We start from the raw sequence: 15,838 nt of genomic DNA on the forward strand, positions 1-15,838 counted from the left end.
GAAGGATCCTATAACCCCAGATCGCTCAGGGACGGGTGATCGTCCGGGCGTCTGCCCAGCGGCCAGTGAAAGAGCCGTTCAGATTCCTTGATGGGCATATCGTTGATGCAGGCAAAACGCCGCTTCATGAGGCCGTCCGGCTCGAACTCCCAGTTTTCATTGCCGTAAGAGCGGAACCAGTTCCCTGAATCATCATGCCATTCATAGGCATAGCGTACGGCGATGCGGTTGTCGGTAAATGCCCAAAGCTCTTTTATCAGGCGATAATCCAGCTCTTTCTTCCATTTCCGCTCAAGGAACGCCTGCGCCTCCGCGCGATTCGTGGCGAACTCCGCACGGTTACGCCACTGCGTGTCCAGCGAATAGGCCAGTGCGATTTTTGCCGGGTCGCGGCTGTTCCAGCCATCTTCTGCCAGCCTGACTTTTTCTATGGCGCTTTCACGGGTAAACGGCGGTAAAGGGGGGCGTGTGTTCATCTCGGCTACCTCGGGTTGATAGTATGTAGACAGGTCTGTCTACTTGCGTTAATCTATGCCTGTAAATACCGTCTGTCAACACACTGTTTGAGGCCAGATAAGCGTGAATACTCTCACTACGAATAATGATCAAAAAGTCAGCGTCAGAGATAAAATATTACTCACCGCGCACGAACTCTTTTATTCCACCGGGTTCAGAGCAACGGGCGTTGATACGCTTATCAAACAGGCAAAAGTGACTAAAGTGACGTTTTATCGCCATTTCCCGAGTAAGAGTTTGCTTATTCTTGCCTATCTGCAATATCGGCACGAGCTGTGGATTACCTGGTTTGAAACCACGCTTCGACAATATCTCGAAGAGGGGCGGGCTGCATCGGACGCATTAGCTGCAACGCTTAACGGGTGGTTTATTTCCCCGTTGTTTCATGGCTGTGCGTTTATTAATGCCAGCGCAGAAGCAAAATCAGAAGACAATGAAAGTGAAATAAAAGCCATTTGCCGCAACCATAAATCTGAAACCCGGGAAAAAATTGCCACCCTCACCGGTATTGCCGATGAGGCTATTAACACGCAGATTTTAATGCTGATAGACGGGGCCATCATACATGCGCAAATGGGCATGGATACCAAAGAGGTGGTCAGTCAGTTGCGAAGGGGACTTGAAGCGCTGATACCGCGCTAATTACGGCTTTGCGTGCGCAGCCAAACCTCGGAATGGCTGCGCCGTACGATTCAGATCTTAGTGAGGCTTTGCAGGAATTCGTCCACCTGCTGAGGAGTGGCTGAATCGGCCTGATAGAGGATATCGAGCGTCACGTTTTTAAGGCCACAGAAGCCAAACACCCCTTCAACAATCTGGGTCTGAATGGCACCGGAATAACCGTGCTTATCGAACCCGGCCAGATCGCTGCCCGCCGTTGCGACCAGGCGCACGGGCACATCACGTAAATTACCCACGATGCGACCATCTTCAGCCACTTTATAGGCCCAGTTCACGGTCAGCACCCGATCAAACCAGCCTTTCAGAAGGGCGGGAACGGACCACCAGTAAATCGGGAAGACAAATACCAGCATATCCGCGCGCTCGACACGCTGCTGCTCGCGCAGCACCTCGTCCGGCAGCGCGCTGACATCGCCGTGGTAGAGGTCAAGGTCGGGACGAATCATGGTCGGGGAAAAACCTTCGGCATGCAGATCGGCTATTTCAACCTGCGTACCCTGTTCCTGTAACTTCCCGGCAATTCGCTGCGCGAGGGATTGGGATAACGAATTTTCGACCGGGTGAGCCGTCACGATCAGGGCAGTATTGATGACGTTTGATGCAGACATAGAGACCTCAACAGGGTGAGTGAAGATGTCTCTATGTTACTATTGGTAACTTAACTGTCAATCTGGCAGGGCACTCATTTTGTGCTGTCCAGATAGGTATTGAGGACGCCGGTCATCGCGCCGCTGAGCATCTCTTCCGCAACGTTACGCGCGAGGATCCCATTTCCGGCAGCCGTACTGAGCGCATCCGCGGCCCCAATAATGGCCGTCAGGGCCGCTTCACCTGTTACCCCTTGCAGCACAATAAAAGGGGCAAGCGCCATCCGCAGGCAGTCTGCGCAGTCGGCCACGCAGGCCTCGCGGAAAATCTGCAGCGCCCGCGAGCCGGACAGAGCCGCCGCTATGGGGCCCGTTTCGGGGCCCGCAGAGATCGCGCAGTCGATATACGCGGCGCTGAAAAAACGGATCGTCTGTGCCAGCGTTTTATTGTCTCTGTTCAACGTCTCGCGAAATTTCTTGAGCTGCCTGTCGCTGAAGTCCTGGTAGAGTGCCATCAGCAGCCCTTCACGATCGCCAAAATGATCGTAAGGAATGGGTTTGGTGACGTTGGCGCGCTCGGCCAGGAAACCCAGCGTAAGGGCCTCAGTGCCTTGCTGGCGCACAATTCCGCGCGCGACTTCCAGCAGCTGTGCGCGGCGTTCTTCTTTTCTTAAGCGCTTAACAACCATCTTTTCCTCAAATCAGTTAACTACTGAAGGTAGTTTACATGCCTTACTGAACGGATGAGAAGCTCATTGCGCGGCTTTTTCCCGCTGAGCCATGTCGAGCACGCTGGCGCTTGCCGGGTCGAACAGCGCAAGGCTCTCAATCTGGTTGAGCATAATCACCTTTCTGAAATCCATCGCACTTCTGGGCTCAGAGTCGAGGGTGATGTCATGCCCGTCATACCATTTGCTGTAGTTATTTTCGATGCGAAAATTCATCGTCTGGCGATCGCGATAGCCACTCAGCATGGGAATAAGCACGATATTGGCTGTTTTCTCATATTCCAGCGTCGCCGTATGGATCATGCCGACATAGATACGCCCCGACCGTAGCGTCACCTGCGCCAGCTCGCCTTGCTCCATGCACTGATAAAGCAGTTGTTCAATCCCGCTCGCCTGCGCCAGGCGCTTATAGAGCTTTTTCCTGCCTTCACCGTCCAGTCGGGCGCTGCCCGCCCAGTTTGAGCGGTAAAGACAAAACAGGATGGCGAAGGCCAGCATCACCACTACGGGTGCCTGGATGCCCAGGAAACTCCAGTTCATAAAGTCCATCTGCCAGTCGGCATAACGCTCTGACGTAAAGTGGAAGGTGTTGTCAGCCGCGGAGAGGGCGAGCAGCAGCAGCCAGAGCAGCCCGGTGGCGATCACACCTTGCAGAACGAAGATCGAGCCGTAAAGGGCAACCAGAAAATAGACATCCCAGCCGAAGGATCGCTTGATTTTGAAGCGGGTAGAGAGGTCGCGGCTGGTGTACCAGTACCCGCAGACCATCAGCACCATAAATATCGCCGTTCCCATATTACGCCCTCTTTAACGCATTGACGTGGCGCAGAAAATCCTGGCGTACCTCGTTGCTTTTATAGTTCACCGAGGCATTACCATCCTGGTCGATGATAATCCGGTCGCCATCCTCAACGGCTTCAATGATTTCCTGCTGACTCATCACCTGAAGTAACGATTCCGGGCTGGAGAAAAGGGAGAGAAAGAAACGTCTCATGGCATGTCATCCTTATGAATAAAAAGAATAAGCCTGGAAGAGAACGGGGGAATTTACCTTAGGGTTAACCTGAAAAAGTAGCCCGATGGCGGTCAGCCCTTATTGCGCCTCAACTACTGGCACGAAAGTAACTTACCCAACCAACTGATAATTAAAATAATAAAAATATATTTCTGCACAAACTTGGACAAATAACTCGAATTGTGTAAGTTTTAATTATGCGCTTACGCTACGTTGTTTACCGCCAGGATGTGACCCATGAACCTTTTGCCTGACGTCATCAGTCGGTTTGTTGATTACTACACCGCGCTGGATTCCCAGCCGCCCTCGGCGCTGGCGGGGCTTTACCATCCCGATGCCACGCTTATCGATCCGTTTGGTGAACATAACGGCCTGTTCGCCCTGCAGCGCTATTTCACCCATCTGCTGGCGAATGTCGAACACTGTCGTTTCACGCTTGATTCCCCTTTGATCGGCGAGCATCGCTTTGTTGTCACCTGGGTCATGCACTGGTCGCACCCGCGCATTGCCGGTGGCGAGCCTCTGGAACTGCCTGGCTGCTCCGTGGTGGACGTGGAAAAGGATCGGATTATTCGCCAGCGGGACTACTACGATGCCGGAGAGATGATCTACGAACATCTGCCTTTGCTTGGCTGGGCGGTTCGCGGCGTGAAGCGGAGGGTGAAATCATGATGACGGTCCTGATCACCGGCGCCAGTTCAGGCATTGGGGCGGGGCTGGCGCAATCTTTTGCCCGTGACGGTCACCATGTCATCGCCTGCGGGCGGGATCCGGCGCGTCTGGAAGCCCTGCATCAGCACAGTTCAAACATTACGGTACGCCTGTTCGATATGACAGACAGGGACGCCTGTCGCCAGGCGCTGACGGGCTGCGCGGCCGACCTGACTATCCTCTGTGCCGGAACCTGCGAATATCTGGAACATGGCGTGGTGGACGCCGCGCTGGTAGAGCGGGTGATGACAACTAACTTTCAGGGGCCTGTCAATTGCCTCGCCGCGCTGCAGCCGCAGCTTGTGGCCGGTAACCGCGTGGTGCTGGTGAGCTCTATGGCTCACTGGCTGACGTTTCCACGCGCTGAAGCGTACGGCGCATCCAAAGCCGCGCTCACCTGGTTTGCGCAGAGCCTGCGTCTCGACTGGGAGCCAAAAGGGATTGCAGTCACCGTGGTATCGCCCGGTTTTGTCGACACCCCGTTGACCCGCAAAAATGATTTCGCCATGCCGGGCAGGGTGAGCGTTGAAGAGGCGGTAAAAGCCATTCGCCGTGGCCTGGAAAAAGGGAAAAACAACATCGCGTTTCCAGCGGGATTTGGTCTGACGCTGCGGCTGCTTTCCGGGCTGCCAGCGTTCTTACAGCGTGCACTGCTGCGCAGGATGGTGCGCTCATGAAGATCGCCATAATCGGCAGCGGCATCGCCGGGCTGACCTGCGCCTGGCGGCTTGCCGGGCATCATGAGGTCACCCTGTTTGAAGCCGGTGCCACCCCCGGCGGCCATACCGCCACGGTTGACGTGCCGACGCCACAGGGTACCTACGCCATCGACACCGGTTTTATCGTCTACAACGACCGCACCTATCCGCGCTTTATGGGGCTGCTTAGCGAGCTGGGCATCAGCGGGCAAAAAACGCAGATGAGCTTCTCGGTACACAATCCGCAAAGTGGGCTGGAGTACAACGGCCACACCCTGACGACGCTCTTTGCACAACGTCGTAACCTGGTGAACCCGGCGTTCTGGCGTCTGCTTGGGGAGATTGTCCGTTTTAACCGCCTGGCGAAACAGGCGCTGAAAGAGGTCGTGGACCCCGGCGCGACGCTGCAAACGTTCCTGGAACAGCATCGCTTTACGCCGTTCTTTGCGCGTCATTATATTCTCCCTATGGGGGCGGCCATCTGGTCGTCGTCGCTACAGGAGATGAAACGTTTTCCGCTGCCGCTCTTTTTACGCTTCTTTGAGAATCATGGTCTGCTGGATATCACTCAGCGCCCGCAGTGGTACGTGGTGCCCGGCGGCTCACGGGAGTATATCCGCGCTATTCTGGCACAGCTGGGTGACCGGCTCACGCTGCACCTCAACGCGCCGGTGCAGCGGGTAAGCCGTGATGCACAGGGGGTCACCCTCCATCTTGAAGAATCGAGCCACCGTTTTGATCAGGTGATTTTTGCCTGTCACTCAGCCCAGGCTCTGACCATCCTCGACGCACCTTCCGCCGCTGAGCAGGAGGTGCTGGGCGATATTGGCTGGCAACGTAACGAGGTGGTGCTGCACAGCGATCCGCGCTGGCTGCCGGTGCGTCAGCGCGCCTGGGCCAGCTGGAACTACCGCCTGAGCGACCAGGATCAGGCCAGCGCCTGCGTAACGTACAACATGAATATCTTGCAGGGGCTGCCCGCCGGTAGCCCGCTGTTCTGCGTCACCTTAAACCCCGAAACGCCAGTGGACGAACGCTTCGTGCTGCGGCGCTTTGTGTATGAACATCCACTGTTTAACCCGCAAAGCTGGCGGGCACAGGCGCGCCGCAGCGAAATCAACGGTCACCAGCGGAGCTGGTTCTGCGGCGCGTACTGGTACAACGGTTTTCATGAAGATGGCGTGCGCAGCGCGCTGGACGTCGTCAATGCGATAACAGCCGGGGAGGGAAACCGATGAACAGTTGCCTCTATCACGGCGTATTACGCCACCGCCGTCTCCAGCCGAAAACGCATGAGTTCAGCTACGGCGTCTTTATGGCCTGGCTCGATCTCGACGAGCTGGAGAAGTTGCCCACCGTTGGCGTGCGGCGCAACCGGTTTGCCGCCGCATCGTTCCATGATGCGGATTATCCGCTGGGTTCGCCGCTTAAAGAGAACGTGCTGAATCGGCTGGAAAGCCTGACCGGCGAACGTCCTGAGGGGCGGGTGATGCTCCTGACGCAGCTGCGCTACTTCGGCTTTCATTTTAATCCCGTCAATTTTTACTACTGCTATGACCCGGCAGAGACGCTGCGCTGGGTGCTGGCCGAAGTGCGCAATACGCCCTGGAACGAACGACATTATTACGCCGTCAATGGTCAGCACGCCCAGCCCACGGAGAAAGCCTTTCACGTTTCTCCGTTTAACCCCATGGACATGATTTACCACTGGCGCTTCAACAACCCGGATAACACGCTGCATATGCACATTGAAAATCATCAGGCGTCAAAGGTATTTGATGCCACGCTGGCGCTTCGCCGCGCGCCGCTGACCCGTCCGGCACTGCGTGGGCTGTTGCTGCGTATTCCGCTGATGACGCTCAAAACCGTTTTCGCGATTTACTGGCAGGCGCTGCGGCTGTGGCTTAAGCGTGTGCCTCTGTATAACCATCCTGTCAGCAGGAGTGAACGCTCATGACCGATCCTGTCTTTGCGCTTGAACCCGATATCCCGCGCAACGTTCGCGTCGCGCGCTGGCTGCTCTTTCGCGTGCTGAGCGGCCTTCGTGGCGGCTCGCTCATGCTGCGTGAAGGGGCGCAGACCTTTCATTTCGGTGAGCTGTCTGCCGCGCTGCATGCCGACGTTGAGATACTCAGCCCGGGCGTCTACTGGCGCGTCCTGACCGGGGGCAGTCTGGCCGCGGCGGAAGCCTGGATGGACGGCGAATGGGAAACCACGCAGCTCACGCCGCTTCTGCAACTGCTTGCGCTAAACAGCCAGGTACTGGGGCGGCTCGAAAAAGGGTTCCGCCTGCTTGGCAGACCGCTGGAGCGGCTTCGCCACTGGACGCGGCGCAACTCCCGGGCGCAGGCGCGGGAAAACATTGCGGCACATTACGATCTGGGTAACGCGTTTTATGCCCATTTTTTGGACAAGGAGTTGCTCTATTCCAGCGCGCTGTTTAGCGGGGAGGAGCAGGATCTTAGCGACGCGCAGCGGGCGAAAATGGCGCGTCTGTGCGAACAGCTGGCGCTGAACCCCAGCGATCATCTGCTGGAGATTGGCACCGGCTGGGGGGCGATGGCGGAATACGCGGCCCGTCACTACGGCTGCCGGGTGACCACTACCACGCTGTCGCAGGAGCAGTATCGCTGGGCGACAGAGCGGATTGCCCGGGCCGGTCTGCAGGACCGCGTTGAGGTGTTGCTCTGCGACTATCGCGATTTAACCGGCGAGTATGACAAGCTGGTGTCGATTGAGATGATTGAAGCCGTCGGGCAACGCTATCTGCCAACGTTCTTCCGCACCTGTCAGGCGCGTCTGCGTCCGGGTGGGCGCATGGCGATTCAGGCCATCACCATTCAGGATCAGCGGTATCGCGACTACAGCAAAAGCGTGGATTTTATTCAGCGGTATATCTTCCCCGGCGGCTTTTTGCCGAGCATAACGGCGATGAATGCGCTGATGACGCGCCACACCGATTTTGTGGTGCGCAACCTGTTTGATATGGGGCCGGACTACGCGCGCACGCTGGCGCACTGGCGTCAGCGCTTTCTCCATGCCTGGCAGGAGATTGAAAAACTGGGATTTGATGAGCGGTTTCGTCGGATGTGGCTCTATTACTTTGGCTACTGCGAAGCCGGGTTTAACGCCCGCACCATCAGCGTGGTGCAACTGACCGCCGAGCGCGTATGAAACGTTACGTGCAGGTTTTCGCCCTGGCTATCGCGTTCGATCTCTACTGGACGCTGGTGGTGCTGTTTCGCGAGCGTGGCCTGATTATCTGGTGCGTGCTGGCGATCTTCGCCTGCCTGATGTTGCCGCCTGCACACCGCGTTTATGCCATTCTGCTGGCACTCGCGGGCACTCTGCTGGATGCACTCTGGGCGCTGACGGGGCTGATCGCCTTCACCGGTGAATCGCTGATGCCCGTGTGGATGGTGGCGCTGTGGCTGATGTTTGCCACCGTCTGGACGCAGCTCACCCGCACCACAACGTTACCCGGCTGGATGCTGATGCTGCTGGCTTCCGTGGGCGGTCCGGTGGCGTATCTTATCGGTGAGCGGCTCGGTGCCATCGCCTTTCTGGAGCCAACCTTTATTGTCGTCAGCTGGATGGTGCCGGGCTGGCTGGTGCTGATGCTGTTTTACCACCTGCTGACAGGGAGGCAACAATGAGAGCCGCACTCCTGTTCCTCTGGCTCATCACCCTGACGCCTTTCGCCCAGGCAACCGACTGGCTTGGCTGGCGCAAGGTGGGGGATGCCACGCTGACCTGGGGGCCTTTCACCGTTTATACCTCCCAGTTGCGCACCCCTGAAGGGCGCTACACCGGCAAGATGCAGGATCAGGCGCTCATTATCACCTACGCGCGTGACATCGACAGTGAAGACCTGGTCGAGGCAACCCGCGACCAGTGGCGAGCACAGGGGGTTTTGCAGCAAGAACCGCAGAGCGAAGCCTGGCTGCGAATGCTTGCCTCGCTGTGGCCGGATGTAGGGCCGGGGGCGCAGCTGGCGTTCGTGCTTAACGATAAGCAGGGACAGTTCTGGTACCGCGCGCCTGGCGCATCGGGCACTTTCAGACCTCTGGGGCCGCCTCAGTCGCAAGCGTTCAGCACCCGTTTTCTGGGGATCTGGCTTGATCCCCGCACGCAATACCCTGAGCTGCGTCAGCAGTTAATCGGAGGACAACAATGAAACGTTTTTTGATCATGGCGCTGGGTGTGACGATGTTGCTGGCAGGCTGCAGCACGGACGTGACGGAGTACCGCCAGCAGCAGCCGCGGCTTGATATATTCCACTATTTTCAGGGCAAAACGGAAGCGTGGGGGATGGTGCAGGATCGCAGCGGGAAGCAGCTCCGCCGCTTCCACGTGGAGATTGCCGGGGACGTGATTGGCGACACGCTGACGCTGAATGAACATTTTGTCTACGACGATGGTGAAAAACAGCAGCGGGTATGGCATATCCGCCGCGTGGCGACCGATCGTTATGAGGGCACGGCGGGCGATATTGACGGCGTGGCGACGGGGCAGGCGGCGGGCAATGCCTTCAACTGGCGGTACAGCATGAACGTGAAGGCCAACGGCAGCACCTGGCTGCTGCACTTCGACGACTGGATGTACCTGCAGGATGGTACACACCTGTTTAATAAAACCGAGATGAAGAAATTTGGCGTCACCGTTGCCACGGTGACGCTGTTCTTTACCCGCAAGGCGTAACGTTACTCGTGGGGAGGGGCGTTTTTACTGCCTGAGTAAATGAAAAACAGCGCAATACCCAGGCAGAGGACAGCGGCCAGTCGGCTCATCGAAAACGGAATGGCCGCATTGCCCAGCCAGCCAAAGTTATCAATCAGCATACTCATGGTGAGCTGACCAAAAATCACCGCGACCGTGGCGACGGCGGTGCCGATGCGCTGCACCGCCACGACCATGATCACAATGTACGGCACGCCAAACATCGCCCCGAGAAGCTGCCATTTCGGCACGTCCAGCAGGGTGACTGTCTGTTTTGGTTCAAAGAAAAAAATCAGCAAGGCGGTGACCAGCGCGCCAACGGAGAACGTCAGGAACGCGCTTTTGAATACGCCCACGCGGCTGCCGAGTTGCCCGTTGATCGCCGCCTGAATGCTCAGCGTCGCGCCGCCGCACACGGCCAGAATAATCATCATCAGTGTCATCGTGTTACCCCTGTGCGACCAGAATCAGTGCCGCAATAATAAAACCCAGCGCGACGATCCGTTTCGCGTTGATCTTCCTGTGCGGTGTGCCCAGCAGACCGTAATGGTCGATCAGCAGGCTTTTAAAAACCTGCCCCGCCAGAATGCCAATCATCGTCAGGGCGATGCCGATGGCCGGGGTGGCGAGGGTCAGGATCACCACGTACACCGGGCCAAGTACCCCGCCGAGCAACTGCCAGCCGGGCTGGGCAAAAAACGACGGGCTGTTGCGCGGGCTGAAAAACAGCATCAGCAGAAACGTCAGCGCGGCCCCGACGCCAAAAATGCTGAACGTGGCCCATAAATCACCGACTTTTCCACCCAGCGGCCCCAGCAGGCCAGCCTCTACGGAAAGCCCCATCCCCCCGGCAATCACCAGTAAAATCAAAACAAGCTGCATTGTTATTCCTCCGTTTTGCAGGCGGAGAAGATTACGTCGGTCTGGTCATGAGAAAAATGCCATAATGCAGGAAACACCTTTGCAGGATATGCACGAATGTACGACGCCGGGAGCATGAACCTCCGTTCGCTGAAGATTTTTATCGCGGTTTTTGAAGCCGAAAATTTTTCCGTGGTCGCGCGCCGCGAGGGCCTTTCCGCCTCGCAGGTTTCGCGCATTATCCACCAGCTTGAGGACGCACTCGGCCAGCAGCTTTTTTACCGCAATACCCGGGCGGTGATCCCCACAGAAAGTGGTCATCTGTTTATCCGCTATGCCAGGGAGATGATGACGAGTTTTGAGGAGGCTCGTCAGGAGCTGGATGCACGTTCAACGGAGCCTTCCGGCACGATCCGCATTAATGCACCGGTCTTTTTCGGCCAGCGGCACATTGCGCCAGGGCTGCCTGGTCTGACGGCGCGCTATCCGCGGCTGAATATCGAGCTGACGCTGACCGATGATTTTATCGACCCGCACAAGAATGCCGCCGACGTGATCTTTCGCATCGGCGCGCTGACGGACTCCACCTTTCACGCGCGCATTTTTGGTCAGCAGCGCTACCATCTGGCCGCCTCGCCGGACTATCTGCGACATCACGGCGCGCCGCAAGGGCCGGGCGATCTGGCGCATCATAAATGCCTGGTCTACCGTGGTTCGTCGGGGCCTAACCGCTGGCTGTTGCGCGGTCCGGGGGAGGAGTGGGTGCACTACCCGGTGATGCCATTAATGACGTCAAATAATGCGGAATCGCTGCTTGCTGCCGCGCTGGGTGGGATGGGAATTGTGCTGTTTCCGGACTGGCTGATTGGCGACCGCGTGCAGCAGGGCGAACTGGTCGCACTCCTGCCAGGGCTGGAGTGCGCCATTCATACGGAGCCCCTGAATATTGCGGCGATCTACCCAAACGCGCGGCATCCGCCCCTTAACGTCAGGGCGGTGATTGATCATTACGTCGGGTGTTTCGGTACGCCGCTGTACTGGCAAACGCAGGGCAGGTGATTACGCGCCAAGCTCGTTGCGGATGATCGCGGCTCCGGCGCTCAGCGCCTTCAGCTTACCGTTGGCAACCTGACGGGAAAGCGGCGCCATACCGCAGTTGGTTGACGGGTAAAGCTTGTCGGCATCGACAAACTGCAGCGCTTTACGCAGGGTGTCAGCCACTTCTTCCGCGGTTTCAATGGTGTTGGTTGCCACGTCGATGGCGCCTACCATCACTTTTTTGCCGCGGATCAGCTCCAGCAGATCCATCGGCACGCGGGAGTTGTGACACTCCAGCGAGATGATGTCGATATTCGATGTCTGAAGCTTAGGAAACGCCTCTTCATACTGGCGCCATTCTGAGCCAAGGGTCTTTTTCCAGTCGGTATTGGCCTTGATGCCGTATCCGTAGCAGATATGTACCGCTGTTTCGCATTTCAGCCCTTCAATGGCACGCTCCAGCGCCGCAATCCCCCAGTCGTTGACCTCATCAAAAAAGACGTTAAATGCCGGCTCATCAAACTGAATGATATCGACACCCGCAGCCTCTAACTCTCTTGCCTCCTGATTGAGGATTTTAGCGAACTCCCAGGCCAGCTTTTCGCGGCTTTTATAGTGCGCGTCGTAAAGAGTGTCGATCATGGTCATCGGCCCCGGCAGGGCCCACTTGATTGGCTTATCCGTGAGCTGGCGTAAGTATTTTGCGTCGTCCACGAACACCGGTTTTTGACGCGCCACGGCGCTGACCACCGTCGGCACGCTCGCGTCGTAGCGGTTACGAATGCGCACGGTCTGACGGTTTTCAAAATCCACGCCGCTGAGGTGTTCAATAAAGGTGGTCACAAAGTGCTGGCGCGTCTGTTCGCCATCGCTGACGATATCAATCCCCGCGCGGATCTGCTCATCAAGCGATAAACGCAGTGCATCCTGCTTACCGGCCAGTAACTCCTGATCCTGTAATTTCCACGGTGACCACAGCGTTTCAGGTTGTGCAAGCCAGGTTGGCTTAGGCAGGCTGCCAGCGGTTGACGTCGGGAGCAATGTTTTCATATGTATAACCCTTTTAAATTCGATTAATTAACGCGCGTAGTTATCAGACCACTGCTCGAGTACGTGTTTGTAAGGCTTGATAAATTGTTCTTCCGTGAATTTACCCTGCTCAATGGCCAGCTGGCTGCGTTCGAGGCGGTCGTAAACAATTTTGGTTAATGAGTGATCCTGCTGATTCAGGTCGGGGCGATAGCAGTGTCCTGCCGCCGAGTTAGCGTTATAAATTTCAGGGCGATAGATCTTCTGAAACGTCTCCATCGTGCTGATGGTGGCGATCAGTTCAAGATTGGTGTAATCACTGAGCAAATCGCCGGTGAAGAAGAAGGCAAACGGCGCCACGCTGTTTTCAGGCATGAAATAGCGTACCTTCAGGCCCATTTTCGCGAAGTACTGCTCCGTCAATGACTCGCCATCCGGCGTGTACTCAATGCCCAGCACCGGGTGCTGGTTACCCGTGCGACGATAAGTGTCTTTGCTGGACACGCTCAGGCAAATCACCGGTGCTTTTTTGAAATTCTCACGGTATTCCGGCGAATTAACAAAATGGCGGAAGATATTGCCGTGCAAGACACCAAACTTCTCCGGAATGGTGAAATGGGGCTGGTTTTTATTATGCTCCAGCAGCAGGACGCTGAAATCGTAATCGCGCACGTAAGAGGAGAAGTTATTGCCGACAATACCGTCGATGCGTTCATTGGTTTTTTTATCGACGATTGTGGTTTGCAATATTTCAATGGCCGGGAAGGTTTTCTCCGCACCAATATTCAGATCCACAGAGACGATCTCAAGCTCGACCGCGTAACGATCGGCATTGGGGTTATCCCAGCGCGCCAGGGCGTTAAAGCGGTTATTGATCATCACCAGGGTATTACGCAGGTTCTCCTGACGCTTTTCCCCGCGGGCGAGGTTGGCAAAGTTGGTGGTCGTACGCGTATTCTCTGACGGGTTATAATTTTCATCGAAGCAACTGCGCTTAAGGGTAAATGTAAAAGCTTTACTCATCTTGGTTATGCATCCTAAGTTCATGTTGCCAGGAAGTTATCAATGCATAATTTATGCCTGACGCGGTGGCGCAGGGGAAGTGACTTAATTTCACAGCAACATGAGCGAACTTCATGAACTGCTCAGTTCCAGTTATACTGCCCAAAATTTCCAACCGGTTTAAACACACTCATGACAAAACTCACCTTACAAGAGCAGATGCTGAAAGCGGGCTTAGTCTCCAGCAAAAAAATGGCCAAAGTTCAGCGCACGGCCAAGAAATCCCGCGTGCAGGCGCGTGAGGCCAGAGAGGCGGTAGAAGAGAACAAAAAAGCGCAGCTTGAGCGTGACAAACAGTTGAGCGAGCAGCAAAAACAGGCCGTGCTCGCCAAAGAGTTTAAGGCGCAGGTGAAGCAGTTGATTGAGATGAACCGCATCACGGTGGCAAAAGGCAACATCACCTTTAACTTCACCGACGGCAATCTGATCAAAAAAATCGAGGTGGATAAGGCAACCCAGACCCAGTTGATTAACGGTCGTCTGGCCATCGCACGTCTGGTGATTAACGCTAATGGCGACTGCGAATACGCCATTATCCCGGCGGTGGTGGCGGATAAAATTGCCCAGCGCGATGCCGACAGTATTGTGTTAAACAGCGCCCTGAGTCAGGAAGAGCAGGATGAAGACGATCCGTATGCCGATTTCAAAATCCCTGACGATTTGATGTGGTAAGACGGTTCAGAACGGTGCGGTGTGATGAGCGTTAACCGGCTCGCCGCTCACCGGATGAATAAAATTCAACTGACTGGCATGCAGCATCAGCCTCGGCGTTGTTCCGCTGCCAGGCCATGCCCGTCCCCCATATAAATCGCAGCCTAAAATCGGGTGGCCCAGCAGCTGACAGTGAATGCGCAACTGGTGGGTTCGCCCGGTTTCAGGCGTCAGTTCTACCCGCGTGAGCGGCATCGCCGCGTTTTGATGCAGACGTTTCACCACCCGATAGCGGGAACGGGCGGGTTTGCCGTTAACGGCACAGATCGACATCAGCGGAAACAGCGCCGGGTCTTTGGCAATCGGCGCATCAATCACCCCTTCATCGTTTTCCAGGTGGCCGCAAAGCAGGGCGCTATAGACTTTCTCCACGCTGCGCTGGCTAAACTGCTGGCACAGCGCGGCGTTGATCGGCTTATTACGTGCAATCACCATCAGGCCGGACGTGCCAAAATCCAGGCGATGCACCAGCGTGCAGCCAGGAAAGTTTTGAACCAGACGATAGTGCACCGAATCGAGATTTTGCGGATTTTTACCCGAGAGGCTAAGCAGACCGGAAGGTTTATTGATCAGCAGCAGATGTTCATCCTGCCAGAGGATCTCAATGTCGTCATGACACGGTGGGGCAATAAAAGAATCAATAATCGCAGACATCAGGCCGCCCGGCTGGAGAGTGGGAGCGGATGATAACGAAATGCGGGAGAAAAGAAAAACCCTCTCACCGGGCGGTGAGAGGGGGAAATCTTAGGCAGCCACCAGGCTGTCGATCGCGGCTTTCGCGTCGGTCTGTGCTTTGGTCGCCACTTCAGGACCGTAAGCGATACCTTCTGCAAACACGAAGTTCACGTCGGTGATCCCGATGAAGCCCAGGAACAGGCTCATGTACGGCGCAACCAGGTCGGTTGGGGTATCTTTATGAATACCGCCACGGCTGGTCAGCACGATGGCACGCTTGCCTTTCACCAGACCTTCCGGGCCATTTTCGGTGTAACGGAAGGTAACACCAGCGCGAGCCACCAGGTCGAAGTAGTTCTTCAGCTGGGTTGGGATGTTGAAGTTGTACATTGGGGCGTTGATCACGATAACGTCGTGCGCCTGCAGTTCAGCAATCAGCTCATCAGAGAGCGCCAGGGCTTCCTGCTGGCGTGGGCTCAGCGGTGCATCGCTTGGACGCAGCGCGCCAACCAGCTCGCCATCCAGCACAGGAATTGGGTTTGCAGCCAGGTCACGCACGGTGATTTGGTCTGCGGAATGGTGTTCACGCCACTGTTCAACGAAGTAATCAGACAGCTGACCAGACTGAGAGTACCCTGCCAGAATACTGGATTTCAAAACTAATACTTTGCTCATGGGTGATTCCTGTTTTGCATTTGATTGAAGGGGGTTGCCCCGTTGCTTGTTGACACTTTATTCACAATCCTGCCACAGAGATAGCGCAATATATCGAAGCCTATGTTCGAATTTTTTGAATAAGGCGTGGAA

22 protein-coding genes are annotated in these 15,838 nt (G+C 56.1%); 11 read left to right on the forward strand and 11 right to left on the reverse strand.

From position 1 onward, the window contains the following. Positions 1 to 8 precede the first annotated feature (8 nt). Positions 9 to 476 (reverse strand): DUF1348 family protein, encoded by a 468-nt coding sequence (locus ACQG22_RS10950; RefSeq protein ID WP_013096727.1) that lies wholly within the window; start codon positions 474 to 476, stop codon positions 9 to 11. Between the two features lie 103 nt (positions 477 to 579). Here ACQG22_RS10950 and ACQG22_RS10955 point away from each other — a divergent pair, with 103 nt between their 5' ends. Then, entirely contained in the window at positions 580 to 1,158 is a 579-nt protein-coding gene (locus ACQG22_RS10955) for a TetR/AcrR family transcriptional regulator (RefSeq protein ID WP_023620834.1), read from the forward strand. A 50-nt stretch (positions 1,159 to 1,208) separates the two neighbouring features. Here ACQG22_RS10955 and ACQG22_RS10960 read toward each other — a convergent pair whose 3' ends face one another. The 4 genes from ACQG22_RS10960 to ACQG22_RS10975 form a co-directional block, all read right to left on the reverse strand. Continuing rightward, on the reverse strand, positions 1,209 to 1,805 hold the full coding sequence (locus ACQG22_RS10960; protein ID WP_094915781.1) for an NAD(P)H-dependent oxidoreductase: 597 nt from the start codon (positions 1,803 to 1,805) through the stop codon (positions 1,209 to 1,211). Positions 1,806 to 1,879: 74 nt separating this feature from the next. Further along, the gene (locus tag ACQG22_RS10965) at positions 1,880 to 2,473 is read right to left on the reverse strand and encodes a TetR/AcrR family transcriptional regulator (protein ID WP_038419347.1); all 594 of its coding nucleotides are present in this window, start codon (positions 2,471 to 2,473) and stop codon (positions 1,880 to 1,882) included. A 63-nt stretch (positions 2,474 to 2,536) separates the two neighbouring features. Further along, entirely contained in the window at positions 2,537 to 3,307 is a 771-nt protein-coding gene (locus tag ACQG22_RS10970; RefSeq protein ID WP_038980562.1) for a hypothetical protein, read from the reverse strand. Position 3,308: 1 nt separating this feature from the next. Beyond that, positions 3,309 to 3,506 carry a hypothetical protein gene (locus ACQG22_RS10975; protein ID WP_013096722.1) on the reverse strand — a complete coding sequence of 66 codons (198 nt, stop codon included), beginning with the start codon at positions 3,504 to 3,506 and terminating at the stop codon, positions 3,309 to 3,311. 258 nt (positions 3,507 to 3,764) lie between these two features. Between ACQG22_RS10975 and ACQG22_RS10980 the strand changes: the two genes are divergently transcribed. Genes ACQG22_RS10980 through ACQG22_RS11015 form a run of 8 tightly spaced genes read left to right on the forward strand, consistent with a single transcriptional unit; the run spans position 3,765 to position 9,637 of the window. Beyond that, on the forward strand, positions 3,765 to 4,199 hold the full coding sequence (locus ACQG22_RS10980; protein ID WP_013096721.1) for a nuclear transport factor 2 family protein: 435 nt from the start codon (positions 3,765 to 3,767) through the stop codon (positions 4,197 to 4,199). Further along, positions 4,196 to 4,915, forward strand: coding sequence for an SDR family NAD(P)-dependent oxidoreductase (locus ACQG22_RS10985; RefSeq protein ID WP_284954073.1), 720 nt, complete (start codon positions 4,196 to 4,198; stop codon positions 4,913 to 4,915). The genes ACQG22_RS10980 and ACQG22_RS10985 overlap by 4 nt, the downstream gene beginning before the upstream one ends. After that, positions 4,912 to 6,174, forward strand: coding sequence for an NAD(P)/FAD-dependent oxidoreductase (locus ACQG22_RS10990; protein ID WP_058660706.1), 1,263 nt, complete (start codon positions 4,912 to 4,914; stop codon positions 6,172 to 6,174). Before ACQG22_RS10985 ends, ACQG22_RS10990 begins: the two co-directional genes overlap by 4 nt. Further along, positions 6,171 to 6,893 (forward strand): DUF1365 domain-containing protein, encoded by a 723-nt coding sequence (locus tag ACQG22_RS10995; RefSeq protein ID WP_020688133.1) that lies wholly within the window; start codon positions 6,171 to 6,173, stop codon positions 6,891 to 6,893. Before ACQG22_RS10990 ends, ACQG22_RS10995 begins: the two co-directional genes overlap by 4 nt. Further along, positions 6,890 to 8,110, forward strand: coding sequence for an SAM-dependent methyltransferase (locus ACQG22_RS11000; RefSeq protein ID WP_214452999.1), 1,221 nt, complete (start codon positions 6,890 to 6,892; stop codon positions 8,108 to 8,110). Before ACQG22_RS10995 ends, ACQG22_RS11000 begins: the two co-directional genes overlap by 4 nt. Continuing rightward, positions 8,107 to 8,592, forward strand: coding sequence for a DUF2878 domain-containing protein (locus ACQG22_RS11005; protein WP_013096716.1), 486 nt, complete (start codon positions 8,107 to 8,109; stop codon positions 8,590 to 8,592). The genes ACQG22_RS11000 and ACQG22_RS11005 overlap by 4 nt, the downstream gene beginning before the upstream one ends. Continuing rightward, complete coding sequence (locus ACQG22_RS11010) at positions 8,589 to 9,113, forward strand: hypothetical protein (RefSeq protein WP_214453000.1); 525 nt, start codon at positions 8,589 to 8,591, stop codon at positions 9,111 to 9,113. Before ACQG22_RS11005 ends, ACQG22_RS11010 begins: the two co-directional genes overlap by 4 nt. Next, positions 9,110 to 9,637, forward strand: coding sequence for a DUF3833 domain-containing protein (locus ACQG22_RS11015; protein ID WP_058678958.1), 528 nt, complete (start codon positions 9,110 to 9,112; stop codon positions 9,635 to 9,637). The genes ACQG22_RS11010 and ACQG22_RS11015 overlap by 4 nt, the downstream gene beginning before the upstream one ends. A 2-nt stretch (positions 9,638 to 9,639) precedes the next feature. On the opposite strand, the gene ACQG22_RS11020 is transcribed toward ACQG22_RS11015, so the two are convergent. Then, positions 9,640 to 10,098, reverse strand: a complete 459-nt coding sequence (locus ACQG22_RS11020; RefSeq protein ID WP_038419356.1) for a DMT family transporter — start codon at positions 10,096 to 10,098, stop codon at positions 9,640 to 9,642. A 4-nt stretch (positions 10,099 to 10,102) separates the two neighbouring features. Further along, on the reverse strand, positions 10,103 to 10,537 hold the full coding sequence (locus ACQG22_RS11025) for a DMT family transporter (RefSeq protein WP_013096712.1): 435 nt from the start codon (positions 10,535 to 10,537) through the stop codon (positions 10,103 to 10,105). Positions 10,538 to 10,633: 96 nt separating this feature from the next. On the opposite strand from ACQG22_RS11025, the gene ACQG22_RS11030 reads away from it, so the two are divergent. Continuing rightward, positions 10,634 to 11,575, forward strand: coding sequence for a LysR family transcriptional regulator (locus tag ACQG22_RS11030; protein WP_369706507.1), 942 nt, complete (start codon positions 10,634 to 10,636; stop codon positions 11,573 to 11,575). Here ACQG22_RS11030 and ACQG22_RS11035 read toward each other — a convergent pair whose 3' ends face one another. Then, positions 11,576 to 12,604, reverse strand: coding sequence for a methionine synthase (locus ACQG22_RS11035; protein ID WP_045295212.1), 1,029 nt, complete (start codon positions 12,602 to 12,604; stop codon positions 11,576 to 11,578). It abuts the gene before it with no gap. A gap of 27 nt (positions 12,605 to 12,631) precedes the next feature. Then, positions 12,632 to 13,606: a DUF1852 domain-containing protein gene (locus tag ACQG22_RS11040; protein ID WP_214453003.1), complete on the reverse strand. Its 975-nt coding sequence runs from the start codon at positions 13,604 to 13,606 to the stop codon at positions 12,632 to 12,634. 171 nt (positions 13,607 to 13,777) lie between these two features. Here ACQG22_RS11040 and ACQG22_RS11045 point away from each other — a divergent pair, with 171 nt between their 5' ends. Beyond that, entirely contained in the window at positions 13,778 to 14,317 is a 540-nt protein-coding gene (locus ACQG22_RS11045; protein ID WP_013096708.1) for a DUF2058 domain-containing protein, read from the forward strand. Between the two features lie 6 nt (positions 14,318 to 14,323). Here ACQG22_RS11045 and ACQG22_RS11050 read toward each other — a convergent pair whose 3' ends face one another. Both ACQG22_RS11050 and azoR read right to left on the reverse strand, forming a co-directional pair. Continuing rightward, entirely contained in the window at positions 14,324 to 15,010 is a 687-nt protein-coding gene (locus tag ACQG22_RS11050; protein WP_369706506.1) for an RluA family pseudouridine synthase, read from the reverse strand. Between the two features lie 90 nt (positions 15,011 to 15,100). Further along, complete coding sequence (gene azoR / locus ACQG22_RS11055) at positions 15,101 to 15,706, reverse strand: FMN-dependent NADH-azoreductase (protein WP_013096706.1); 606 nt, start codon at positions 15,704 to 15,706, stop codon at positions 15,101 to 15,103. Between the last annotated feature and the right edge of the window lie 132 nt (positions 15,707 to 15,838).

The sequence above is a fragment of the Enterobacter cloacae complex sp. 309I3 genome (assembly GCF_050031595.1).
GTDB classification, from domain to species: Bacteria; Pseudomonadota; Gammaproteobacteria; order Enterobacterales; family Enterobacteriaceae; genus Enterobacter; species Enterobacter cloacae.